This is a genomic window from Reyranella sp., assembly GCF_044224635.1.
GTDB lineage: Bacteria > Pseudomonadota > Alphaproteobacteria > Reyranellales > Reyranellaceae > Reyranella.
Window position 1 is genome coordinate 26,946 of record NZ_JBGAKA010000050.1, and the last position, 23,628, is coordinate 50,573.

General features: G+C 67.7%; 18 protein-coding genes. 14 read left to right on the forward strand and 4 right to left on the reverse strand.

The window, feature by feature from the left end:
• Positions 1-373: 373 nt before the first annotated feature.
• The 3 genes from ACILR9_RS30805 to ACILR9_RS30815 form a co-directional block, all read right to left on the reverse strand.
• Positions 374-1,015, reverse strand: coding sequence for a DUF2848 domain-containing protein (locus ACILR9_RS30805; RefSeq protein ID WP_395713807.1), 642 nt, complete (start codon positions 1,013-1,015; stop codon positions 374-376).
• 26 nt (positions 1,016-1,041) lie between these two features.
• The gene (locus tag ACILR9_RS30810) at positions 1,042-1,842 is read right to left on the reverse strand and encodes a putative hydro-lyase (RefSeq protein WP_395713808.1); all 801 of its coding nucleotides are present in this window, start codon (positions 1,840-1,842) and stop codon (positions 1,042-1,044) included.
• A gap of 218 nt (positions 1,843-2,060) precedes the next feature.
• Positions 2,061-2,816, reverse strand: coding sequence for an SDR family NAD(P)-dependent oxidoreductase (locus ACILR9_RS30815; protein WP_395713809.1), 756 nt, complete (start codon positions 2,814-2,816; stop codon positions 2,061-2,063).
• A gap of 348 nt (positions 2,817-3,164) precedes the next feature.
• Here ACILR9_RS30815 and ACILR9_RS30820 point away from each other — a divergent pair, with 348 nt between their 5' ends.
• The 12 genes from ACILR9_RS30820 (at position 3,165) to ACILR9_RS30875 (ending at position 19,115) form a co-directional block, all read left to right on the forward strand.
• Positions 3,165-5,102: a protein kinase domain-containing protein gene (locus ACILR9_RS30820; protein ID WP_395713810.1), complete on the forward strand. Its 1,938-nt coding sequence runs from the start codon at positions 3,165-3,167 to the stop codon at positions 5,100-5,102.
• A 10-nt stretch (positions 5,103-5,112) separates the two neighbouring features.
• Positions 5,113-5,742 carry an ANTAR domain-containing response regulator gene (locus ACILR9_RS30825; protein WP_395713811.1) on the forward strand — a complete coding sequence of 210 codons (630 nt, stop codon included), beginning with the start codon at positions 5,113-5,115 and terminating at the stop codon, positions 5,740-5,742.
• 301 nt (positions 5,743-6,043) lie between these two features.
• Positions 6,044-7,189, forward strand: coding sequence for a CmpA/NrtA family ABC transporter substrate-binding protein (locus ACILR9_RS30830; protein WP_395713812.1), 1,146 nt, complete (start codon positions 6,044-6,046; stop codon positions 7,187-7,189).
• A gap of 31 nt (positions 7,190-7,220) precedes the next feature.
• On the forward strand, positions 7,221-8,516 hold the full coding sequence (locus ACILR9_RS30835) for a CmpA/NrtA family ABC transporter substrate-binding protein (protein WP_395713813.1): 1,296 nt from the start codon (positions 7,221-7,223) through the stop codon (positions 8,514-8,516).
• Positions 8,517-8,626: 110 nt separating this feature from the next.
• Positions 8,627-9,439, forward strand: coding sequence for a nitrate ABC transporter permease (gene ntrB, locus ACILR9_RS30840; protein ID WP_395713836.1), 813 nt, complete (start codon positions 8,627-8,629; stop codon positions 9,437-9,439).
• 11 nt (positions 9,440-9,450) lie between these two features.
• Positions 9,451-10,272 carry an ABC transporter ATP-binding protein gene (locus tag ACILR9_RS30845; protein WP_395713814.1) on the forward strand — a complete coding sequence of 274 codons (822 nt, stop codon included), beginning with the start codon at positions 9,451-9,453 and terminating at the stop codon, positions 10,270-10,272.
• Positions 10,273-10,280: 8 nt separating this feature from the next.
• Complete coding sequence (locus ACILR9_RS30850; RefSeq protein ID WP_395713815.1) at positions 10,281-12,065, forward strand: NirA family protein; 1,785 nt, start codon at positions 10,281-10,283, stop codon at positions 12,063-12,065.
• Complete coding sequence (locus tag ACILR9_RS30855) at positions 12,062-13,630, forward strand: sulfite reductase subunit alpha (protein ID WP_395713816.1); 1,569 nt, start codon at positions 12,062-12,064, stop codon at positions 13,628-13,630. The genes ACILR9_RS30850 and ACILR9_RS30855 overlap by 4 nt, the downstream gene beginning before the upstream one ends.
• Before the next feature lie 150 nt (positions 13,631-13,780).
• Positions 13,781-16,396 (forward strand): molybdopterin-dependent oxidoreductase, encoded by a 2,616-nt coding sequence (locus ACILR9_RS30860; RefSeq protein WP_395713817.1) that lies wholly within the window; start codon positions 13,781-13,783, stop codon positions 16,394-16,396.
• A 1-nt stretch (position 16,397) separates the two neighbouring features.
• On the forward strand, positions 16,398-17,819 hold the full coding sequence (gene cysG / locus ACILR9_RS30865; protein ID WP_395713818.1) for a siroheme synthase CysG: 1,422 nt from the start codon (positions 16,398-16,400) through the stop codon (positions 17,817-17,819).
• A 291-nt stretch (positions 17,820-18,110) separates the two neighbouring features.
• Positions 18,111-18,569 (forward strand): DUF882 domain-containing protein, encoded by a 459-nt coding sequence (locus ACILR9_RS30870; protein WP_395713819.1) that lies wholly within the window; start codon positions 18,111-18,113, stop codon positions 18,567-18,569.
• 33 nt (positions 18,570-18,602) lie between these two features.
• Complete coding sequence (locus ACILR9_RS30875) at positions 18,603-19,115, forward strand: O-acetyl-ADP-ribose deacetylase (RefSeq protein ID WP_395713820.1); 513 nt, start codon at positions 18,603-18,605, stop codon at positions 19,113-19,115.
• Here ACILR9_RS30875 and ACILR9_RS30880 read toward each other — a convergent pair.
• Positions 19,087-19,668 (reverse strand): DUF924 family protein, encoded by a 582-nt coding sequence (locus tag ACILR9_RS30880; protein ID WP_395713821.1) that lies wholly within the window; start codon positions 19,666-19,668, stop codon positions 19,087-19,089. The genes ACILR9_RS30875 and ACILR9_RS30880 overlap by 29 nt on opposite strands.
• 194 nt (positions 19,669-19,862) lie before the next feature.
• On the opposite strand from ACILR9_RS30880, the gene ACILR9_RS30885 reads away from it, so the two are divergent.
• Positions 19,863-21,428 (forward strand): sulfatase-like hydrolase/transferase, encoded by a 1,566-nt coding sequence (locus ACILR9_RS30885; RefSeq protein ID WP_395713822.1) that lies wholly within the window; start codon positions 19,863-19,865, stop codon positions 21,426-21,428.
• Between the two features lie 170 nt (positions 21,429-21,598).
• Entirely contained in the window at positions 21,599-23,530 is a 1,932-nt protein-coding gene (locus ACILR9_RS30890; protein ID WP_395713823.1) for an ABC transporter substrate-binding protein, read from the forward strand.
• The last annotated feature ends 98 nt before the right edge of the window (positions 23,531-23,628 follow it).

The following is a 23,628-nucleotide window of genomic DNA, read 5'->3' on the forward strand; positions in this document are numbered from 1 at the left end:
GCTGCTCCAGCGTGCTGAACGTACGTTTAGCGCCCGGACGGGCGCAAGACCGGCCCTGCAGGGAAGCCATGCGCGCATGAAGAAAAGTTACGTAAACGTGCAGACTTCTTCGTTTGGCGGCGGTCGGCGGTAGCCTCACATGAGTGCACCGTCGTCGCTGATGCGCCAGTTGCACCGCTTCGCGTCGGCGGCCGGCCTGTCGAAGCGCAAGGCCGCGTCCATCGCCGCGATCGAAGCCCATGCCGGCCGGCCTCCGATTTCGACATCCGCCGCGTCGCCGGCAAGGTCCCTTGCTGGGCTCGGGATGACATCACTTTTGCCGCAACACACTCGCTGTCATCCCGAGCCCAGCGAGGGACCTTTGTCTTTTGATCTATGCCACCACCGGCAGCGCCTCGATCCTATAGCTGTGCGAGATCTTCTTGCCGAGCACCGGGTCCTCGAGCTCCATCGTGAAGCGCGGGGCGGCGCGGATGGCGCCGATCGCCGGCAGGGTGCCGCAGAACATCGCGACACCGGGCGGCAGGCGCTTGTCGCCGTTGCGCCAGCCAGCGATCAGCTCGCGCGGCGTGCGGATCCTGGCCAGCGTGCCTTCCTGGTAGAGGACCGGCTTGCCGCCCTCCTCGACGAAGCTGCGCAGGATCAGCCGGTCCCAATGCGGCTCGACGTCCTCGAAGCGCCACACCGCGCGGCCGATGACCTTGGGGCAAAGCTGCTTGGAGACGGCGACGCCGTAGCTTTCGACCTTGCGGTCGGTGTGGTCGGCGCCGACCGTCACCCAGAGCCGGTCGGGTGTGCCGACCAGCACCGGTTCGGCCTCGCCCGACGTGTCGTCGCCCAGCACCTGGATTCTGTCGGCCTGAGTCAGGAGATTGGCCGCGACCCGGTAGTAGAGCGGCACCCTGGACGGCGGCTGCACGCCGATCGACTTCAGCTCCTCGATGTGATCCTCGAGAGCTGCGACGTCGCGCCCTGTCCAGCCGGCGATCACCAGGTTGCCGACCTCGACGGGCACCCCGTCAAACGCGAGATGCGTCACGGCTACAGGATAGCGAGCTGCGAATTCAACAGGTCGGTCACCAGCATGTAGCCGGGTGCGTGGGTGATGCAGAACTCGGGCTTCACCGTGGCGACCACCGATTGCGGAGTGACGCCGCAGGCCCAGAACACCGGCAGCTCGTCGTCGCGTACTGGAACGCCGTCGCCGTAGTCGGGCTTGGCGATGTCCTTGATGCCGATCATCTCGGGCTTGCCGAGATGCACCGGCGCACCGTGCACCGAGGGGAAGCGCGTCGTGACCTGCACCGCGCGGATCGCATCGGCCGGCTTGAAGGGACGCATCGACACCACCATCGGTCCATGGAACGGACCGGCCGGCTTGCACTGGATATTGGTCCGGTACATCGGCACGTTGACGTTGCAGCTCTGGTGGCGGATCTCCAGCCCGTTCTCGATCAGCGCTTCCTCGAACGAGAACGAGCAGCCCAGCACGAACGACACCAGATCGTCGCGCCACACCTTCTTGAGGTCGTCGACCTCCTCGATCAGCTCGCCCTTCTTCCATACGCGATAGCGTGGAATGTCGGTACGGATGTCGAGATCCTCGCCCAGGTTGGGCAGGCGCCAGTTGCCGGGCTCGGACTGGCCGAGCAGCGGGCAGGGCTTGGGGTTGAGCTGGCAGAAGCGCGCGAAGTCGGCGGCGAGCTCCTTGGGCAGGATGGCGAGGTTTCCCTGGACGTAACCGGGCGCCATGCCCGAGGTCGGCTGCCGGAAGGCCCCGGCGCGGATGCGCCGCCGCGCGTCGCGACCGGTCTCGCCCTTGATGCTGGTGATGGTGTCCATGGGTTCCTCTCCTTGTTACGCCTCCCCCGTAGTCGGAGGAGGTGCGCCGTCATACGAGGCGGAGGGGGAAGGCCTCAGTCGAGATAGTTCGAGTTCCGGCGTCGGACTCATGAAGTGTCTCGACTGAGGCTTTCCCCTCCGGCCCTTCGGGCCACCTCCCCCGTATGACGGGGGAGGCAAATGAAGCCTCCCCAGAAAAGCTGGGGAGGAAACTGAAGTCAAACGTGCTGTCCGCCGTTGATCTGGATCTCGGCGCCGCTGACGTAGCTCGCGCCTTTCTCGCACAGGAAATGGATGACGTCGGCCACCTCGTCAGGCGTGCCCAGGCGGCGCATCGGGATCTGCTCCTCGACGATCTTCTCGGTGCCGGGCGACAGGATCGAGGTGTCGATTTCGCCCGGCGCGATCGCATTAACGCGAATGCCGCGCGGGCCGAAATCGTGCGCCATCTCGCGCGTCAGCGCGGCCAGCGCCGCCTTGGAGGTGGCGTAGGCCGAGCCGGCGAAGGGATGGACGCGGCTGCCGGCGATCGAGGTCACGTTGACCACGGCGCCCTGCGCCGCCGACAGCTCCTCGATCAGGCCGCGGGCCAGCGCCACTGGCGCGAAGAAATTCACGTTGAAGACGTCGCGCCACAGGTCGAACGGCGTGTCGATGGCGCCCAGCCGCTCGCCATTCTTGTTCTTGGGCGAGATCGCCGCGTTGTTGACCAGCGCGTCGAGCCGTCCGCCGGCCACCCGCGCACGGATCTGCTCGATGCCGCGGCCGAGATCGACCGGGTCGGCGAGGTCCATCTGGACGTGGTTCTCGCCGCCGCTCGGCCACGGGCAGAGCGCGCTGAAGGGTTGGCGCGACACGGTGATCACCCGCCAGCCGCCGGCGCTGAACTTCTTGACCGTCGCATGACCGATGCCGCGGCTGGCGCCAGTCAGGACCAGGGTCCGTACGTTGTCGTGCAGGGTTGCCGGTTTCATCGCTGGCTTCCACGTTACGCTTGGGAAGGTGATCTTACCCCGCCGCGAGGACGATGGCGCGACAGATATTGGGTTCGGATATGGGAATCTGGGCGAGAAAGTCGAATTTCCGCCAAACCATTGTGCCAAGCTCTTGCGATGGAAACATTTTCCTTGTGCGTCCACCGTCGGGCGCGTCACTAGGGGCTCGTATCGAAGCAAATCCTCCGGAAGCGCTGTCGTCCCGAGCGCAGCGAGGACCTTTCAGGCGGCAGGAAAGGTCCCCTCGCTGCGCTCGGACAGAAGTGTCGTCACAACCGGAATGCTTGGTTCGTTGCAGTCTCCAGGAAGGTCAGGTAGCGCGCGCTCATGTCGTCCGACAATGTCCAGGCCCTGCCTCCCGGAACGCAACTCGGCGATTACCGCTTCGATGCCGTGATCGGGCAGGGCGGCTTCGGCATCACCTACCGCGCCTTCGACACCCAGCTCGCCAAGTTCGTCGCCATCAAGGAGTACCTGCCGGTCGAGTTCGCGATTCGCCGCGAGGACGGCCAGGTGGCGCCGCGCGGCGCGCGCTTCGCCGAGGATTTCACCTGGGGACGCGATCGCTTCCTCGACGAGGCGCGCGCGCTCGCGCGCTTTCGCCATCCGCACATCGTGCCGGTGCTGCGCTACTTCGAGGCCAACGGCACGGCGTACACGGTGATGGAATTCGAGGACGGCAAGAACCTCGCCGAGCTGCTGCGCGATCCCGCCCGCCCGCTGTCGCCTGATAATGTACAGCGGCTTGCCGAGGCGCTGCTGAGCGGCCTGCGCGCCGTCCATGCGGAGAATTTCCTCCATCGCGATGTCAAGCCGTCGAACATCATCGTGCGGCGCGACGGCGTGCCAGTGCTGATCGATTTCGGCGCAGCGCGCCAGGCGATCGGCGGCCGCACGCGCACGCTCACCAGCGTGCTGACGCCGCAATACGCGCCGATCGAGCAGTACGCGCTCGACGCCAAGCAGGGACCGTGGAGCGACATCTATTCTGCCGCCGCCGTGCTCCATCACGCCATCACCGGCCGGCCGCCGGCCGATGCGGCCGCGCGGGTCGGCGCCGATCCGTACCGGCCGCTCGCGTCGACCGAGGAAGCGCGTTTCGATCCGGTCTTCCTCGCGGCGATCGATCGCGCGCTGGCGTTTGCCCCGGCCGATCGTCCGCAGAACGTCGCGGCATGGCGGGCGCTGTTCGCCCCGGCAAAGGTGCCGGCCGAGAGCGTTCCGAGCGCGCCGCTCGAGGACATCCCCACCGAACGTGTCGCCAATGTCGTCCCGGTGATGACGCCGCGTCTCGGCGGCGCCGTTCGCGAGACCGGCGACGGCGTGCCCGAACCGCGCAGGAAGTCGCGCGCGGCCGCGATGCTGGCCGGGGTGAGCGTCATCGCGATCGCCGTGGCGGCCTGGCGCTTCCAGACGGACATTCGTCAGCTCTTTGCCGGCCAACCGACGACGGCGGCCACGACCGCGATGGCCTCATCGCCTCCCCAGGCGGCGACACCGGCGACACCGGCCGCAACGCCGTCGCCTGCGGCCAAGCCGCCTGCCGTGCCGGCGACGCCGGTGACTGCGCAGCCGGCATCGCGATCGACACCGCAGCCTGATCTCTCGGCTGCCCAGAAAGCCCTGATCGACCAGGCGCACCGTGCCGCCCTCGGCGCTGCGCTGGCGCTCGAGCGTGCGGAGGAGGCGGCGCGCGCGGCGCGTTCGCTGGCGGGCGAGGCGCGGATCGTGGCGGCGCGGGCGGCGCGGCCGGATCTCGAGAAGTCCGAGCGTCTCTCCTATGACGGCGGCACGAGCTACATTGGCCAGACAGAGTCGGGCAGGCGCCAGGGACTGGGCGTCGCCGAGCTCGCCAACGGCGAGCGCCAGGCCGGCGAATGGGCGGCCGATCGCCTGAACGGGCTGGGCACGGTGAAATTCGCCGACGACGTGCGCTATGCCGGACAATGGCGCGACGGCAAGTCGACCGGGCTCGGCCTGCGCGAGAAGCCGGGGAGCGAGCGCAGCGAGGGCAATTTCGTCGATGGCCGTCTCGAAGGATTGGCCATTCGCCGCACTCTGACCGCGCCGAACAAGGTCCAGTCCGGCGAGTTCCGCGCCGGCCTGCTGGAGGGGCCGGGCGTCGAGCAGGTCAGCGATGGCGAGCGCTACGAGGGCATGTTCCGAAATGGGCAACGCAACGGCTACGGCGAGGCCATCAGCGCCGACGGCAAGATGATCGCCGGACGCTGGAGCGAGGGAAAGCTCGTCGAGTCAACGCCGTAACAGGGCTGGCATGGAAGTTGCGGCCCGCGGCTCGCACCCGAACGCCGCCGCCGTGACCAAGCCCCTTTCCGTCCTCCTGATCGACGACAATCCGACCCGTGCCGAAATCGTCGAGGCGGGATTGGCGGCGGCCGGCTATCGGCTGCTTGCCCGGCTCGAGGGGACGCAGGATCTGATCGGCCGCGTCCGCGAGCTGGCGCCCGACGTCGTCGTCGTCAGCATCGACAGCCCGAGCCGCGACACGATCGAGGACATGCGCCGCACCACCGACCTCATGCCGCGGCCGATCGCGCTGTTCGTCGACCAGTCCGACCCAGCGACCATCGCCGCCGCCATGGAAGCCGGCGTGTCGGCCTATGTGGTCAAAGGGCTGGCGCAGGATCGCGTGCGGCCGGTGGTCGACGTCGCCGTGGCGCACTTCAACCGCTACCATGCGATGCGCGAGGAACTCGATCGTGCCCGCCTGTCCCTGGTCGAGCGCAAGACCGTCGATCGCGCCAAGGGGCTGCTCATGGAGCAGCAGGGCCTGGGCGAGGACGCCGCCTACAAGCTGCTGCGCAAGCTGGCGATGGACCAGAACAAGCGGATCGGCGAGGTCGCCCGAGAAATCGTCACTTACGCCAAAGTGCTGAAAAAATAGCTGCCACTACCGCATCCAGACTGCTCATGAGACGAACACGGCGTGTCTGATGGTCGATAAATAATCAGAATGGGGCATTGCCAATAAATCCTTTGGAATCAGCATGTTACGGCGCTGTTGTGCACCTGCGAAGGGCTGGCACGCTTTCTGCTCCCTCCATAGCGCGAACCCAACGACGGGTTCTCTCGTGAATTGAACACGGACCAACGGCGGTCCGTGGCTTGGACAACGGCGTCCCGTGCGGTCGGCAACCCTGTCGGCTGCGCTGGGCGCTGTTTTCGTGTGTGGAGTGCGTACGGCGATGGCCGATCTGGAGCGAACGAAGATCAAGGTCGGGTTCATCCCGATCATCGACTGTGCGGCGATCGTGCTCGCCGAGGAGCTTGGCGCCTATGAGCGGCAGGGCCTCGAGGTCGAAATCCGCCGCGAAGTGTCGTGGGCCAACGTGCGCGACAAGCTGGCGCTGGGCGTGCTCGACGCCTCGCACATCCTGGCGCCGCTGCCGCTCGCCCTCACGCTCGGCATCGACAGCGTCAGCGTACCGGTGATCAACGCCATGACGCTCCAGGTGAACGGCAACGGCCTCACCCTGTCGGCCAAGCTGTGGCACGAGACGGAGGAGGCCGCGCCGGATCTGGTCGGCAAGGGCACGCCACTCGACGCCCGCGCCATCGCCGCCGTCGTCGCGCGGCGCAAGGCGATCGGCGCGCCACCGATCGTGCTGGCCTCGGTATCCCCCTTCTCGGTGCAGAACTACATGCTGCGGTTGTGGCTGTCGTCGGGCGGCGTCGACCCCGACCGCGACGTCTGCCTCACCGTCGTGCCGCCGCCGCACACCGTGGCCTACATGTCGGGCGGCGTGATCGACGGCTATTGCGTCGGCGAGCCATGGAACCAGCAGGCCCAGGCGCTCGGTATCGGCCGCATCGCGCTGACCGGTCCCGACATCTGGCGGGGCATGCCGGAGAAGGTGCTGGGCACCACCGAGGCGTGGGCCAATCGCCATCCCAACACGCTGCTGGCGCTGGTCAAGGCGCTGATCGAGGCCTGCCAGTGGCTCGACGAGCCGTCGAATCGCGCCGAGGCCGCGCGCATCCTGTCGAGCCCGCGCTATCTCAATACGCCGGCCGAGGTGATGTCGCGCACGCTCGAGCTGCCGGGCTTCCACGTCTTCCAGCGCGACGCCGCGAACTTTCCCTGGCGCAGCCATGCCGACTGGTTCCTGGGCCAGATGGTGCGCTGGAAGCAGGCGTCGCCCGACATCGACATCAAGGGCACCGCCGACCGCGTCTACCGCACCGACATCTATCGCGCCGCCGCGCGCGAGATGGGCGTGGCCTGTCCCGATGTCGATCGCCTGCCGCCCGGCGGCCACGGCGAACCCGTCGTTCCGCATCATGGCGATCGGTCACCAGGCAAGGCCGACGCCGCGTGCGGTTCCAATTGAAGAGCTTCGAGGCATTCACGTTCGGGAGATCATGATGAAGACCACCAAGTTCGGACGCCGCTCCCTCCTCACCGGCGCCACCGCAACCGCGGCGCTGACGGGCGCCGTGCGCGCGTCGTTCCCGTCGGGCGCCTTCGCGCAGGCCGCCGGGCCGGAGACCAACAAGGTGACCTTGGGCTTCATCGCCCTCACCGACTCCTCGCCGCTGATCATTGCCAAGGAGAAGAAGCTCTTCGACAAATACGGTATCACCGATGCCAACATCGCCAAGCAGGCCTCCTGGGGCACCACGCGTGACAACATCGTGCTGGGCTCGGGGGCAGGCGGCATCGACGGCGCGCACATCCTGACGCCCAAGCCGTACCAGATCTCGATGGGCATCACGACGCCGGAGAACAAGCCGGTGCCGATGTATATCCTGTGCCGCCTCAACTATGACTGCCAGGCGATCTCGGTCGCCAAGGAATTCAAGGGGCTGGGCATCACGGTCGATGCCAGGGCCTTCAAGGAACCTCTCGCCAAGAAGAAGGCCGCCGGCAAGGAGGTCAAGGCCGCCATGACCTTCCCGGGCGGCACCCACGACATGTGGATCCGCTACTGGCTGGCCGCCGGCGGCATCGATCCCGACAGGGACATCTCGACCATCGTCGTGCCGCCGCCGCAGATGGTGGCCAACATGAAAGTCGGCAACATGGACGCCTTCTGCGTCGGCGAGCCGTGGGGCGACCAGCTGGTGCACCAGGACATCGGCTTCACCGCCTGCATGACCGGCGAGATCTGGAAGGACCATCCCGAGAAGTCGCTCGGCATGCGCGCCGACTGGGTCGACAAGAATCCCAAGGCGGCGATGGCCATGCTGATGGCCATCATGGAAGCCCAGCAATGGTGCGACAAGATGGGCAACAAGGACGAGCTCGCCCAGATCATCGGCAAGCGTCAGTGGTTCAACACGCCGCCGACCGACATCGCCGACCGTATCAAGGGCGACATCGATTACGGCGACGGCCGCAAGGTGAAGGGCTCCGACCAGCTCATGACCTTCTGGGCGCGTGGCGCGTCCTATCCCTTCCAGAGCCATGAGCTGTGGTTCCTCACCGAGAACCAGCGCTGGGGCAAGCTGCCGATGGACCTCGACACCAAGGCGATCATCGGCAAGGTCAACCGCGAGGACCTGTGGCGCCAGGCTGCCAGGAACATCAGCGCCGCCGAGGCCGACATCCCCAAGAGCACGTCGCGCGGCAAGGAGAGCTTCTTCGACGGCAAGGTGTTCGATCCCGCCGATCCCAAAGCCTATCTCGCCTCGCTGCAGATCAAGAAGGTGGCGTGATGCAGGCGCTCAAGAAAGCAGCGGCGGGCTCGGCCGCCGCCGCCGCGGCGATTTCAGTCGCCGGCCCCGCGCCTGGCGCCAGCGCCGAAATCGTCACCTTCCGTCCGCCCATGCGCCCTGCCGTGGAACGGGTGGCGGAGATGGCGCGGCACACGCTGCAGGTCGTCCTGCCGCCGTTGATCGTGCTCGCGGTGACTCTGTTCGTGTGGCAGCTGCTGTGTTCCGAGCCCGGCGCCCGCTTGCCGCCGCCCACCAAGGTCGTGGCCGACGCGTGGGATTTCATCGTCGATCCGTTCTACGACAATGGCGGCGTCGACAAGGGCGCGTTCTGGCAGATCTCCAAGAGCCTGGGCCGCGTCGCCATCGGCTTCAGCTTCGCCGCCGTGGTCGGCATCGCGCTGGGCGTGCTGATCGGCCAGAGCACCTGGGCGATGCGCGGTCTCGATCCGATCTTCCAGGTGCTGCGCACCGTGCCGCCGCTCGCCTGGCTGCCGCTGTCGCTCGCCGGCTTCCGCGATTCGCACCCGTCGGCGCTGTTCGTGATCTTCATCACATCGATCTGGCCGATCATCATCAATACCTCGGTGGGCGTGCGGAACATCCCGCAGGACTACCGCAACGTCGCCTCGGTGATCCGGCTGTCGTGGTGGGAAGTGTTCTACAAGATCACCCTGCCGGCCACCGTGCCCTACATCTTCACCGGCCTGCGCATCGGCGTGGGCCTGAGCTGGCTCGCCATCGTGGCGGCCGAGATGCTGATCGGCGGCGTCGGCATCGGCTTCTTCATCTGGGATGCGTGGAACAGCTCGCGCATCAGCGACATCATCGTCGCCCTGGTCTACATCGGCATCGTCGGCTTCCTGCTCGACAAGCTGATCGCCACCATCGGGGACTTCGTCTCGCACGGCGTCGCGGCGCAGTAGGAGGACCGGCCATGGCCAAGCACAGCTATCTCGACTTCGAGCAGGTCGGCATGACCTTCCGGCGCGGACAGATGACGACGGAGGTGCTGCGCGACATCAACCTCACCATCGAGCGCGGCGAGTTCGTGTCGCTGATCGGCCATTCCGGCTGCGGCAAGTCGACCCTGCTCAACATCCTGGGCGGCCTGCTGCAATCGACCACCGGCGAGGTCTTCCTCGAAGGCAAGGTGGTCGACGAGCCCGGGCCCGATCGCGCCATCGTGTTCCAGAACCATTCGCTGCTGCCGTGGCTCACCGTCTACGGCAACGTCGCGATCGCCGTCGACAAGGTGTTCGCCCATTCAAGGGCAGAAGGGGCCAAGAGCAGGACCGAGCGCCACGACTGGGTGATGCACAATCTTGAGCTGGTGCAGATGGCGCAGGCCAAGGACAAGCGCCCGTACGAGATCTCCGGCGGCATGAAGCAGCGTGTCGGCATCGCCCGCGCCCTCGCCATGCAGCCCAAGGTGCTGCTGATGGACGAGCCGTTCGGCGCCCTCGATGCGCTGACCCGCGCCCATCTGCAGGACAGCGTGATGGAGATCCATGCTCGGCTCGGCAACACGGTGATGATGATCACCCACGACGTCGACGAGGCGGTGCTGCTGTCCGATCGCGTGGTGATGATGACCAACGGGCCGTCGGCGACGATCGGCGAGATCCTCGATGTCCGCCTGCCACGGCCGCGCCGGCGCCTCGAGCTGGCGACTGATTCGCAGTATGCGCGCTGCCGCGCCGCCGTGCTCGAGTTCCTCTATGCCCGGCACCGCGTGCCGACGCGTGCCGCCGCCTAGGCGACGCCATGAGCGGGTTCGACGAGACCCAGAAGCAATGGCTGCAGGGCTTCGTCAGCGGCCTTGAGGCACGCAAGGCGGCGGAGCGGGTGAACGGCCGCGCTGCGGGGGCAGTGCCGGCTGCGCAACCGATCGGGCCCGATGCGCTGCAATACACGGCACAGGATCGCGCCACCGCGGCCGGCGGCAAGCTGGTTGCCGAGGAGACCGCCAAACGCCAGCGTCATCCGCTCGATCGCTGGGACGAGATCGTCTTGCGCGCCGAAGCTGGACAGTTCCCCAAGGGCATGGACGTCTTCCTGACCAAGTACCAGGGCCTGTTCTATGTCGCGCCGGCGCAGAACTCTTTCATGTGCCGCCTGCGCATTCCCAACGGCATCCTCAATGCCTGGCAGATGCGCGGCCTTGCCGATGCCGCCGACTCCTGTGGCGGCGGCTACGCCGACGTCACGACGCGGGCCAACCTGCAGATCCGCGAGATCGGCGCGGCGCAGGCCGTCGACCTGCTGCTCGCCGTGCAGGCACTCGGGCTGACGTCGCGCGGTTCGGGCGCCGACAACATCCGCAACATCACCGGCAGCCCGACCGCCGGCATCGATCCGCAGGAGATCATCGACACGCGGCCGCTGTGCGCGGCGATGCATCACTACATCCTCAATCACCGCGAGATGTACGGCCTGCCGCGCAAGTTCAACATCGCCTTCGACGGCGGCGGCCGCGTGCCGGTGCTCGAGGACACCAACGACATCGGTTTCGTCGCCTGCCAGGTCACCGGCGGTGCCGGCTTCGCGGCCGGCGTCTACTTCCGCCTGCAGCTGGGCGGCATCACCGGCCATCTTGATTTCGCCTTCGAGACCGGCATCCTCCTGAAGCCGGAAGAGTGCGTGAAAGCAGCCGGTGCCGTCGTGCGTGCCTTCGCCGCGCACGGCGATCGCACCAACCGCCAGAGGGCGCGGCTGAAATACGTGATCGATCGCATGGGCCGCGACGCCTTCGTGAAGGAGGTCGAGCGCGAATACGGCGCCCCGTTGCGTCGCGCGCCCGGCGCCGAGGTGGCACCACGCCCACTGGCCGACAAAGGCGGCCACATCGGCGTGCACGCCCAGAAGCAGCCGGGCCGTAACTACATCGGCTTGGTGCTGCCGGTCGGTCGCATGACCACCGGCCAGATGCGCGGCCTGGCCGAGGTCGCGGAGCGCTTCGGCAGCGGCACGCTGCGTCTCACCGTGTGGCAGAACCTGCTGATCTCCGACGTTGCCGATCGCGACGTCGGGGTTTGCATCTCCGCCATCCAGGCGCTCGGCCTCGCGGTCGAGGCGAGCCCGATCCGCCGCGGCTTGGTTGCGTGCACCGGCAATGCCGGCTGCAAGTTCGCGGCCGCCAACACCAAGGGCCACGCACTGCACCTCGCCGACTATCTCGAGGCGCGCCTGGCCGTCGACCTGCCGATCAACATCCACCTCACCGGCTGTCACCACTCTTGTGCCCAGCACTATATCGGCGACATCGGCCTGATCGCTGCCAAGGTCGAGCGCGGCGGGAATAGCGTCGAGGGCTATCACGTCTTCATCGGCGGCGGTGCGGCGGCGACCAACGAGCAGGCGATGGCGCGGGAGTATGCGCAGTCGGTCGCCTTCGACGACCTGCCGCCGCTGATCGAACGACTGATCGCGGCTTGGCTTGGCCATCGCCAGGCGCCGGGTGAATCGTTCTTCGAGTTTTGCCGCCGCCACGAGGTCGACCAACTGCGCGGGCTCGCCGAGCGCGCGCCCCTTCAGGCCATCGCCGCATGAACGCCATCACGCCCATCCCCTCGCTGATCCCCGACAACGCGCCGTTCAGCAGCGAGCAGCGCGCCTGGCTGAACGGCTTCTTCGCCGCCTATCTCGGCATCGACGGGGCGACAACCAGCACCGCCGAGTCGGCGTCAACCGAGCCTGACGAAGATTTCCCCTGGCATGACGCCGCGCTGACGCTCGCCGAACGCCTTGAGCTTGCCCAGGACAGAAAGCCCGAACGCCGGCTCATGGCGGCGATGGCGCAGCTCGATTGCGGCCAGTGCGGCTACCTCTGCCAGACCTACGCCGAGGCAGTGTGGTCAGGCGGCGAAGCGGACCTTGGTCGCTGCGTGCCCGGTGGCAAGGAGACCCAGCGCAAGCTGAAGGAGCTGCTGGCCGGTCTCGTCGAAGAACGTGGTGCTCGAGCCGGCGCGCCGGCGGTGAAAGCATCCGGCACGCTCGGTTTTTCGCGCGACCGGCCGGCGCTGGCGACCCTGGTCGATTCGTATCCGCTCAATCGTCCCGGGTCCGAGAAGGACGTGCGCCATGTCGTGCTCGACCTGTCGACGACCGATGTCACCTACGAGGCTGGCGACAGTCTCGGCGTCTTTGCCCGCAAGAACCCGCTGCTCGTCCAGTCGGTGCTCGACCGGCTGGGCGCGAGCGGTGAGGAGATGGTGGCCTGCGACGGCGAAGCCCTGCCGCTCCGCCAGGTGCTGCTGAGCAAGGTCGACATCGCCCGGCCGAGCGACGAGAGCATGCTGTTCCTGGCCGAGCGCGCCTTCGATGGCGAGGAAGCCTTGCAGCTGCAGGCCCTGGCGCGCGGCGAGGGCCGGCCGGAGCTGGCCGACGCCGACCTGCTCGATCTCTTGATGGCCTTCCCGTCGGTCATGCCGTCGCTGCCCGGCTTGCTGAAGTCGCTCGATCGCCTGCAGCCGAGACTCTATTCGATCGCGTCGTCGCCCAAGGCGCATCCGCGCGAGGTCCATCTCACCGTCTCGGCGGTGCGCTGGGACAGCAACGAGCGGCAGCGCACCGGCATCGGCTCGTGCTACCTCGCCGACTTCGCCAGGCCGGGCGACGTCGTGCCGGTGTTCGTTCAGAAGAGTCATGGCTTTGCGCCGCCGGCCGACGATTCCCTTCCGGCCATCATGGTGGGGCCGGGCACCGGCATCGCCCCCTTCCGCGCCTTCCTCGAGGAGCGCGAGGCGCGTGGCGCGAAAGGCCCTAACTGGCTGTTCTTCGGCGATCAGAAGTGCGCCAACGATTTCCTCTACGAGGACCAGATCCTCGACTGGCAGCGCCGCGGCGTGCTCACCCGCCTCGACCTCGCCTTCTCGCGCGACCAGGCCGAGAAGATCTATGTCCAGCAGCGCATGCACGAGAATGCCGCCGAGCTCTGGCAATGGCTCGAGGCGGGCGCGCACTTCTATGTCTGCGGCGATGCCAAGCGCATGGCCAAGGACGTCGAGGACACGCTGCTCGCCATCGCTGCCGAGCACGGCGGCAAGGGCGACAGCGCCAGGGCTTGGCTCGACAGCCTCGCCAAGGCCGGCCGGTACCAGCGCGATGTGTATTGAACCAAATTCTCCTCCCCAGCTTCGCTGGGGAGGTGTCGCCGTCTTCGGCGACGGAGGGGTCATGAGCCACAGTCGCGATGCTCATGACCCCTCCGTCGGCGATTACGCCGACAGCTTCCCAGCTTCGCTGGGGAGGAAGAAGAACACGCCATGACCTCCACCCACACCATCTGCCCCTATTGCGGTGTCGGCTGCGGTATCGTCGCGATACCCGACGGCCGCGGCGGCACGGCGATCGCCGGCGACCATGCGCATCCGGCCAATCACGGGCGCCTCTGCTCCAAGGGCGCCGCGCTGGGCGAGACGCTGTCGCTCGAGGACCGGCTGCTGCATCCCGAGATCGACGGCCGGCGCGTGACGTGGGAGCGGGCGCTCGATGCGGTGGCGCGGGGGATCGGCGACATCGTGGCGCGTCACGGACCCGACGCCGTCGCCTTCTACGTCTCGGGCCAGCTGCTGACCGAGGACTATTACGTCGCCAACAAGCTGATCAAAGGCTTCATCGGCACGGCCAACATCGACACCAACTCGCGGCTCTGCATGGCCTCGTCGGTGGCCGGCCACAAGCGCGCCTTCGGCAGCGACACGGTGCCCGGCCTCTACCACGATTTCGAGGCCGCCGATCTCGTCGTGCTGGTCGGCAGCAACCTCGCCTGGTGCCATCCCGTCCTGTTCCAGCGCCTCGAGGCGGCCAGGCATGCGCGGCCGCAGCTCAAGGTCGTGGTGATCGATCCACGGCGCACCGAGACCTGTGACATCGCCGATCTTCATCTCGCGCTGAAGCCGGGCAGCGACGTTGCCCTGTTCAATGCGCTGCTGGCCGAGCTCGACCGGCGTGGCCTGCGTGCGGACTCGTTCGTGTCGCAGCACACGCACGGCCTCGACGAGGCGCTCGCCGCCGCCCGGGCGAACGATGTCGGCCAGTGCGGCCTGCCGGCCGCCGACCTCGCCACCTTCTTCGACTGGTTCGCCACCACCGAGAAGACCGTCACGCTCTATTCGCAGGGCGTCAACCAGTCGAGTGCCGGCGTCGACAAGGTGAACGCGCTGATCAACTGCCATCTCCTGACCGGCCGCATCGGCCGGCCCGGCACGGGGCCGTTCTCGATCACCGGCCAGCCCAACGCCATGGGCGGGCGCGAAGTGGGCGCCTTGGCCAACACGCTCGCCGCGCACATGGAGTTCGCGCCGGCCGACATCGCGCGAGTCGGTCGCTTCTGGCGGGCGGCGCGCATGGCGACGCGGCCCGGCCTGAAGGCGGTCGACTTGTTCGACGCGGTTGGCCGCGGCGAGATCAAGGCCATATGGATCATGGCGACCAACCCGGTCGTCAGCCTGCCCGACGCCGACCGGGTGCGCGACGCGCTCAGCCGCTGCGAGCTTTCGATCGTGTCGGAGGCCGTGCGCGCCAGCGACACGGTCGATGCCTGCCGCATTCGCCTGCCGGCGCTCGCGTGGGGCGAGAAGGACGGCACTGTCACCAACTCCGAGCGCTGCACCTCGCGCCAGCGCCCCTTTCTGCCGGCGCCCGGCGAGGCGCGCCAGGATTGGTGGATCCTCTCCGAGGTCGCCCGCCGCCTCGGCCATGGCGAGGCCTTCGCCTGGCAGGGTGTCGCCGACATCTTCCGCGAGCACGCCGCCCTTTCGGCCTTCGAGAACGATGGCAAGCGCGCCTTCGATATCGGGGCCAAAGCCGATATCGACGATGCCGCCTACGAGGGGCTGGCGCCGTTTGTGTGGCCGGCCCCGGCTGGCCGTTGCGCGGGCGGGCGCTTTTTCGCCGAGGGCGGGTTCTTCCATGCCGACCGTCGCGCCCGTTTCGTCGCCGTCACCCCGCGCGCGCCCGAGCACGCGCCCGACGAGGCCTGGCCGATCCGCCTCAACACCGGGCGTGTGCGCGACCAGTGGCACACCATGACCCGCACTGGGCGTTCGGTGCGTCTGGCCGGGCATCGGCCGGAGCCGACACTCGAGCTGCATCCGAACGACGCGCGGGCCAGTGGCGTGGCCGATGGCGATATCGCAGACGTGTCGAGCGCCTGGGGGCGGGCCGCGCTGCGCGTTCATGTGACTGACACGGTGTGCGCAGGCGAAGCCTTCGTGCCGATGCATTGGACGGCGCAACTCTCCCGAGCGGGTCGCATCAACGCTGCAGTCAATCCGGCGGTCGACCCGATTTCCGGCCAGCCCGAGCTCAAGCACACGCCGATCGCGATTCGTCACCTGATTGTCGCATGGCATGGCACGATTCTCGCTCGACGGCCGATCATGTTGCCCGACTTGCCATATTGGGTACGGATCAAAGGCGCCGGCCATCACGCCTGGCTGCTGGCGGGCGATCAGCCACTCTCGGCAGCGCGCCGGGCGCTCTCCGCCGCCGTGCGGGCCACCAATCCCGGCCCTTGGATCGAGGGGCAGGGCGGCACCGCGGCCGTGATCGCCGACGGCCGGTTGGAGGCCGTGGTGTCGCTCGGTCCGGCCTATGATGGATCAGTCCGTGATCGCCTGGCGCCGTTCATGACGCTCGATCGGCTCGACGATGGCCAGCATGCCTCGCTGCTGCAGGGCGGCGAGGCCGCCGATCGCGGGGGCGAGATCTGTGCCTGCTTCGGCGTCTCGCACGCCGCGGTCGAGGCGGCGATCGCCGGCGGCGCGACGAGCTTCGCCGAGATCGGCGCCCGCATGCACGCCGGCACCAGCTGCGGCTCCTGCCGCCCCGAGATCCGGGCTCTCCTGCGCGCGGCGCGGCCGCGGAAGGTGGCGTGAGATGCGGCGCTTTCCCCTGTTCCTCTCCCTGCAGGACCGGCACGCCCTGGTTGTCGGCGGCACCGAGGCGGCGGCGCGCAAGACCGAGCTTCTGCTCTCGGCCGGTGCGCGCGTCACTCTGATCGCCGACAAGGTGGTGGGCGAGATCGCGCAGTTCATCGCCGACGGCGCGGTGACCTGGATCGGCCGCGACTTCGACGACGGTGCACTGGACGGCATGTCGCTGGTCATCGTCGCCACCGACGACGAAGCGGTGCAGGCGCGCGTCTCGCATGTTGCGCGCCAGCGTTGCGTGCCGGTGAACGTCGTCGACCGGGCGGGCCTGTCGAGCTTCATCATGCCGGCGATCGTCGATCGCGCGCCGATCACGATTGCGATCTCGACCGATGCTGCCGCACCGGCGCTGGCGCGCCGTCTGCGCGCCGAGATCGAGCGCGCCCTGCCGGCGACCATCGGCCGGCTGGCGCGCTTTGCCGAGATCTTCCGCGAGCAGGTCCGCCGCACGCTCGACGAACCGCGGGTACGGCGTCGTTTCTGGGATCGCGTGTTCGAGGGCCGCATCGCCGACATGGCCTTGGCCGGCGACGAGTTCGGCGCGCGGCGCGAGCTGATCCGCCAGCTCGACGCGGCGCGCAACCAGGATCAGTCTGCCGCCCGCCGTGAGCCGGGCATGGTCCATCTCGTGGGCGCCGGTCCCGGCGATCCCGACCTGCTGACGATCAAGGCGCATCGCCTGCTGCAGGGAGCCGACATCGTGGTCTATGACCGCCTGGTATCGGCCGAGATCCTCGCCATGGCGCGGCGCGACGCCGAGTGCCTCTATGTCGGCAAGCGGCGTGGCCACCATTGCCTGCCGCAGGCCGAGATCAACGATCTGCTGGTTGCCGAGGCGCGTGCCGGCAAGAGCGTCGTGCGCCTGAAAGGCGGTGATCCCTTCGTCTTCGGGCGCGGCGGCGAGGAGATGCAGGCGTTGTTGGCGGCCGGCATCGCGGTCGAGATCGTGCCTGGCGTGACTGCAGCCTTGGGTTGTGCTGCGGGAACGGGCATTCCGCTCACCCATCGCGACCATGCCCAGGCCTGCGTGCTCGTCACCGGCCACCTCAAGGACGGCACGGTCGATCTCGACTGGCCAATGCTGGCGCGGCCGCGCCAAACTGTCGTGATCTACATGGGCGCCGGCACCCTTCAGGTGATCGCCGCGCGCATGATCGAGCACGGTCTCGAGGCGAGCACGCCCGTCGTGGTGATCGCCAACGGCACGACCAGCCGCGAGCGCCGCGTCGTGGGCACGCTGGCGACGATCGACCGGCTGGTGAGCCGCGCCAAGCTCGATGGACCCTCTCTCTGCATGATCGGCGAGGTCGTTTCGCTCGCGTCGGTGCGCGACCGTCATTTAGGCTTTGTGTCGGGAATGGGTCTCTGATATGAAGTGTGTGGCATAAATGCAACAATTGAGGCCGTAATGCGGAGCTTCGTGTTGGGCCTGGCAGTTGCTGTGGCTTTCACCGGTACGAGCGTAGCCCAGACGACTTCCAGGAACACCGGCACCATCAAGCCGACGACAACGACACAAACAAAGAAACCAGTTGCGCAGAAGGCAGCCCCCGGCCGATCTGCCCAACGCCCCCCTCAGCAAGCGACCACCCAGAAAGCCGTTCGGGCAGCGGGCCGCTATGGCGGCTTCAATTTGGCGGCTCCACCACCCCCGCCCCCGGTGCTCGATACCGCAAGCCCGCGCAGCCTGAGCCTGGTGAATGCCAACACCGGTGAGGCCCTGTCGGTGACCTACTGGTCGAACGGCAGCTACCAGCGCGCGGCGCTGGACAAGCTGAACCACTTCCTGCGCGATTGGCGCGAGAACGAGCAGACCGAGATGGACCCGCTGCTGTTCGACGTGCTGTGGCACACCATGAACACGGTAGGCTTCAGCGGCACCGTCGAGGTGCTGTCGGCCTTCCGCTCTCCCAACACCAACGCCTGGCTGGCGAGTGTCAGCCGCGGCGTCGCCTCCGACAGCCAGCACATCAACGGCAATGCCATGGACGTCGTTTTCCCCGGCGTCTCGGCCTATCAGATCCGGCAGGCCGCCCGCTCGCTCAACATGGGCGGCGTCGGCTTCTATCCGCGCTCCGGGTTCGTCCATCTGGACACCGGCCCGGTTCGTTACTGGTAGCCAGCCGCCGCTGGCCGCCGACCGGATACCGTCATGGCCCGCATCGAGATCGTCGAGGCCGACATCACCCGCCTCGACGTCGATGCGATCGTCAATGCAGCGAATGAGAGCCTGTTGGGCGGCGGTGGCGTCGATGGCGCGATCCATCGCGCCGCGGGATCCGATCTGCTGGCCGAATGCCGGACCCTGCGTGGCTGCCCGACCGGCGAAGCCAAAATCACCGGCGGCTACCGGCTGAAGGCGCGTCACGTCATCCATACGGTCGGCCCGGTGTGGCGCGGCGGCACGGCCGGCGAGCCGGGCCTGCTGGCGCGCTGCTATCGCAACAGCCTCGCGCTTGCGGGGGAGCATGGGCTTGCGAGCATCGCCTTTCCGGCGATCTCGACCGGTGTCTATGGCTATCCCAAGGAGCCCGCGACCGAGATCGCGGTGCGCGAGGTCGCGACCCACGCCGGCCCGTTTGAACAGGTCATCTTCTGCTGCTTCGGGTCAGACATGGCGGCACTCTATCGCGCGGTCATTGGCCGTAGCGGTTCGCCGTCTTGAGGTAGTCGAGCTCTTCCTCGGTCGAGATGCGGCCCAGCACCTCGTTGCGATGCGGGAAGCGGCCGAAGCGGGCGACGACGGCGTGATGCTCGATGGCGTGCTTCAGTGACTCTTCATCGCGGAAGGCGGCGTAGAGCGCGCAGGCCAATTCCTGGTCGGCCAACACCTCGCTGTGCCCGAACGGCAAATAGAAGAAGCCGCGCATGAAGGCGTCGAATGCCGCTGGATAGGCGCGCGCCAGCGCGAAGCGGGCGGTCTCCCGCGCCTTGACGTCGCCGCAGAAGGCGCGCGCCGTGCGGCGATGGATGTGGCGCGGGAACTGGTCGCACAGGATGATCAGCGCCAGCGCGCCGTCGGGTGAGCGGCGCCAGTGATCGAACGCCCCTATGACCGCCCGCTCGAGCGCGGCGCCGAAGCGGCGGCCGATCTCGGCATCGACCTCCGGCGGCGCCTTCCACCACATTCCCTCGCGCAGCTTGCCGTGGTCCGGGTGGTCGAGCGGCAGGAACCAGAAATCGAGGATGTCGCGGATCGAGGGGGCGTCGGTTGCCATGTTCGGGGCCTGAAGCGATGTGTCGAGCATTTCCTGCCATCTCCGCGAACTATCTGGCCAGCGAGGGACCTTTCCCGCAGCGCCGCAAAGGTCCCTCGGCCGTTGGCCTCGGGATGACAACGCTCTTGCGTCGGCTATCTTGTCCTGGCCCGAGAGTGGCCGGCGGCAGGGTGGGCGTCGAGAAAGGAATTTCTGTGGCCAAGCCAAAAAATGTTCTGTTCATCATGTGCGACCAGCTGCGCGCAGATCATTTGTCCTGTTCAGGTCATCCGCACCTGCAGACGCCGGCGATCGACAGCCTTGCAAAACGGGGCGTGCTGTTCCCGCGCGCCTATGTGCAATCGGGCGTCTGCGGGCCGTCGCGCATGTCCTACTACACCGGCCGCTACATGATGAGCCACGGCGCCACCTGGAACCGTGTGCCGCTCAGCCTGCACGAGCGGACGATCGGCGATTTCCTGCGCCCCGCCGGTTGGCGTGTCGCGCTGGCCGGCAAGACCCACGTCATTCCCGACGCCGAGGGGCTCGAGCGCTACGGCATCGAGGGCGGCTCGGCGCTCGATGCCCTGCTGCGTGCCGGCGGCTTCGAGGAACTCGACCGCTACGACGGCCATTCGCCGCCCGGCAAGGAGAGCGGCTACGCCGACTACCTGCGCGCGCACGGCTATGTGTCGGCTGATCCATGGAACGACTTCGTGATCTCGGCCGACGGTCCGGACGGCAAGCCGGTGTCGGGCTGGCACATGCGCAACGTCCATTTGCCGTCGCGTGTCGCCGAGGAGCATTCCGAGACCGCCTACATGACGCGCGTGGCCATGCGCTTCATCGAGGATATGGGCGAAAGGCCGTGGTTCCTCCATCTGAGCTACGTCAAGCCGCACTGGCCTTATGTCGCGCCGGCGCCCTACCACGCGCTCTACGGCGCCAAGGATTGCCTGCCGCTCAATCGCGACGCGCGGGAGCTCGTGGGTCAGCATCCCGTGCTCGAGGCGTACCGCCGTCATGACGAATCTGTATCGTTCCAGCGCCCGGAGGCGCCGGGCATCGTGCGGCCGGCCTACCTGGGCCTGATCCGCCAGATCGACGATTGGCTCGGCTGCCTGTTCGATCGCCTGCGCGCCCTGGGGCGGATGGACGACACGCTGATCTTCTTCACGGCAGACCACGGCGACTTCCTGGGGGACCACTGGCTGGGCGAGAAGGAGATGTTCTACGAGGAGGCGCAGCGCGTGCCCTTCATCGTCTACGATCCTGACGCCGCCGCGGATGCAACGCGCGGGACGGTCGACAACCGCTTCGTCGAGGCGATCGACGTCGTGCCGACCATGCTTGCCGCTCTCGGCCTGCCGGCGCAGGAGCACCTCGTCGAGGGCCGATCGCTGTTGCCCTTGCTGCATGGCCAGAAACCCGAAACCTGGCGTGACGCGGTGTTCTCCGAGCTCGACTATTCCTTCCGCGATGCCCGCCGCTTCCTCGGCCGCGCGCCGCGCGACTGCCGCGCCATCATGGTGCGCACCGACCAGTGGAAATACGTCTGGTGGCAGGGCTACCGGCCGATGCTGTTCGACCTCGCCAGCGATCCGCACGAGTTCACCGACCTTGGGGCCAGTGATGGCCACGAGGCGGTGCGGCGCGAGATGGAGGAGCGCATGGCCGCCTGGCTGAAGGCACGCAAGACCCGCGAGACGGTCGACGACGCCACCGTCGAGGCCCGTACCGCCGCCCATCGCAAGCACGGCATCCTGTTCGGCATGTGGTGACCCTCCATTCGCCTCCCCGGCTTCGCCGGGGAGGTGTCGCCGTCTTACGGCGACGGAGGGGTCAGGGCTGGGGGCGCGCCACTCCAGTGGCGCGCCACTGAGGCTCGCGGCAGGTCGGTCGATTGAGCCGGCGACAAGACGGGGAAGATGATTCTGGGAGGAATCGAGCCATGAGCAGACATCCCACGCGCCGTGACACCCTGGTTGGCCTCGCCGCGGGCGCCGGCCTGCTGGCTGCCGGCGAGGCCCTGGCGCAGGGCGGAGCCTACAAGGAGGCGCCGTCGCTCGCCGAGCAGGTCAAGGCCGGCAAGCTGCCGCCAGTGGCGCAGCGCCTGCCGGAGAAGCCGCTGGTCGTGCCGGTCGCCGACAAGGTCGGCGAGTACGGCGGCACGTGGCGCCGCGCGTTCCTCGGCCCGGCCGATTCCAACAACTATGTCCGCGTCGTCTACGACGGGCTGTTCCGCTTCTCGCCCGACGGCGCCAAGATCGAGCCCAAGATCGCGCTCGGCGCTGAGCCGTCGGCCGACTACAAAGTGTGGACGCTCAACCTGCGCAAGGGCGCCAAGTGGTCGGATGGCGCCCCCTTCACGGCCGACGACATCCTCTTCTGGTACAACGACGTCCTGCTGAACAAGGAGCTGACGCCGACCCTGCCCGGCTGGATCCGCAATGCCGACGGCTCGCCGGCCAAAGTCGAGAAGGTCGACGACCACGCCGTGCGCTTCACTTATGCCGCGCCGGCCACCCTGTTCCTGACCGCGGTCGCCAACCAGGATGGCGCCGATCGCACCTTCGCGATGTTCCTGCCGGCGCACTACCTCAAGAAATTCCACCCCACGCATACGCCCAAGGCCGACGTCGACAAGGCGGCGCAGGCGGCGGGCTTCAAGGCGTGGACCGAGCTGTTCGCCAATCGCAATGCGCCGCCGGAGAACCCCGAGCGGCCGACCATGGCCGCCTGGGCACCGGCCAGCCGTGCCTCCGATCCGGTCTTCACGCTGCGGCGCAATCCCTACTATATCGGCGTCGACTCGGCCGGTAACCAGCTGCCCTATCTCGACGAGGTGCGCTTCACGTTCTTTGCCGACGCGCAGGCGCTCAACCTCGCCGCCATCGCCGGCCAGTTCGACATGCAGGAACGCCATGTCAACATGACCAACTATCCGGTGCTGAAGGACCAGGAGAAGACCGGGAAATATCGCATCGTTACCTGGCCGACCTTCGGCGGCGCCGACGCGGTGATCGCGCTGAACCAGACCTACAAGGCCGATCCCGAGATGGGCAAGCTGATGGCCAACGTGGTGTTCCGCCGCGCGCTGTCGCTCGCCATCAACCGCGACCAGATCAAGGAGAGCGTGTTCCTGGGGCTCGGCGAGGCGCGCCAGGGCGTGCCGGCGCCGTGGCACCCGTATTTCCCGGGCGCCGAATGGGCGCAGAAATTCACCGAGTTCAAGCGCGACGAGGCCAACAAGATGCTCGACGGAATCGGCCTCGACAAGAAGGACGCCCAGGGCCTGCGCCTGCTGCCCAACGGCAAGCCGGCGACCATCGAGATCAGCGTCGTGCCGGCGTTCGGCGCCTGGCCCGACGTGGCGCTGCTCGTCTCCAAGGATTGGGAGGCGGTGGGCGTCAAGACCATCGTGCAGATCCGCGAGCGCGCCCTGCACTTCAAGATGAACGAGAACAACGAGCTGATGGCCGAGATCTGGAACGAGGACACCAGCGCATTCCCCTATACTGGCAATGCCAAGGTCGATCCGCGCAACGCGCCGATCCTGACCATGGGGCCGCTGTGGCGGCGCTGGTACGCATCAGATGGCAAGGAGGGCGCCGAGCCGCCGCCGGAGATGAAGCGCATCGTCGAGATCGTCGACAAGGCGCGCACGGTCGGCCCCGAGGAGCAGGTCAAGCTCTCGCAGGAGCTCTATCGCATATGGGCCGATCAGCTGTTCGAGATCGGCACGGTGGGGCTGACGCCGATGGTGCAGGGCGTGGTGGTTGCCAACACGAAGTTCCGCAACGTGCCCACGACGCTCGGCAACGACTGGCCGCTGCGCAGTCCCGGCAACGCGCGCACGGAGCAGTTCTACTTTGCGAAGTGAGTCTTCGAGTCCTCCCCAGCGAAGCCGGGGAGGTGTCAGCGTCTTACGCTGACGGAGGGGTCATGAGCCACAGTTACGCTGCCTATGACCCCTCCGTC

What these genes read in the sequence shown, in the direction of transcription:
- ACILR9_RS30810 (WP_395713808.1), bottom strand. Translation starts at nt 1,842, where the DNA reads ATGGACACCATCACCAGCATCAAGGGCGAGACCGGTCGCGACGCGCGG.
- ACILR9_RS30815 (WP_395713809.1), bottom strand. Translation starts at nt 2,816, where the DNA reads ATGAAACCGGCAACCCTGCACGACAACGTACGGACCCTGGTCCTGACT.
- ACILR9_RS30855 (WP_395713816.1), top strand. Translation starts at nt 12,062, where the DNA reads ATGAACGCCATCACGCCCATCCCCTCGCTGATCCCCGACAACGCGCCG.
- ACILR9_RS30875 (WP_395713820.1), top strand. Translation starts at nt 18,603, where the DNA reads ATGGCCCGCATCGAGATCGTCGAGGCCGACATCACCCGCCTCGACGTC.
- ACILR9_RS30860 (WP_395713817.1), top strand. Translation starts at nt 13,781, where the DNA reads ATGACCTCCACCCACACCATCTGCCCCTATTGCGGTGTCGGCTGCGGT.
- cysG (WP_395713818.1), top strand. Translation starts at nt 16,398, where the DNA reads ATGCGGCGCTTTCCCCTGTTCCTCTCCCTGCAGGACCGGCACGCCCTG.
- ACILR9_RS30820 (WP_395713810.1), top strand. Translation starts at nt 3,165, where the DNA reads ATGTCGTCCGACAATGTCCAGGCCCTGCCTCCCGGAACGCAACTCGGC.
- ACILR9_RS30880 (WP_395713821.1), bottom strand. Translation starts at nt 19,668, where the DNA reads ATGGCAACCGACGCCCCCTCGATCCGCGACATCCTCGATTTCTGGTTC.
- ACILR9_RS30825 (WP_395713811.1), top strand. Translation starts at nt 5,113, where the DNA reads ATGGAAGTTGCGGCCCGCGGCTCGCACCCGAACGCCGCCGCCGTGACC.
- ACILR9_RS30830 (WP_395713812.1), top strand. Translation starts at nt 6,044, where the DNA reads ATGGCCGATCTGGAGCGAACGAAGATCAAGGTCGGGTTCATCCCGATC.
- ACILR9_RS30850 (WP_395713815.1), top strand. Translation starts at nt 10,281, where the DNA reads ATGAGCGGGTTCGACGAGACCCAGAAGCAATGGCTGCAGGGCTTCGTC.
- ACILR9_RS30845 (WP_395713814.1), top strand. Translation starts at nt 9,451, where the DNA reads ATGGCCAAGCACAGCTATCTCGACTTCGAGCAGGTCGGCATGACCTTC.
- ACILR9_RS30835 (WP_395713813.1), top strand. Translation starts at nt 7,221, where the DNA reads ATGATGAAGACCACCAAGTTCGGACGCCGCTCCCTCCTCACCGGCGCC.
- ACILR9_RS30890 (WP_395713823.1), top strand. Translation starts at nt 21,599, where the DNA reads ATGAGCAGACATCCCACGCGCCGTGACACCCTGGTTGGCCTCGCCGCG.
- ntrB (WP_395713836.1), top strand. Translation starts at nt 8,627, where the DNA reads ATGCGCCCTGCCGTGGAACGGGTGGCGGAGATGGCGCGGCACACGCTG.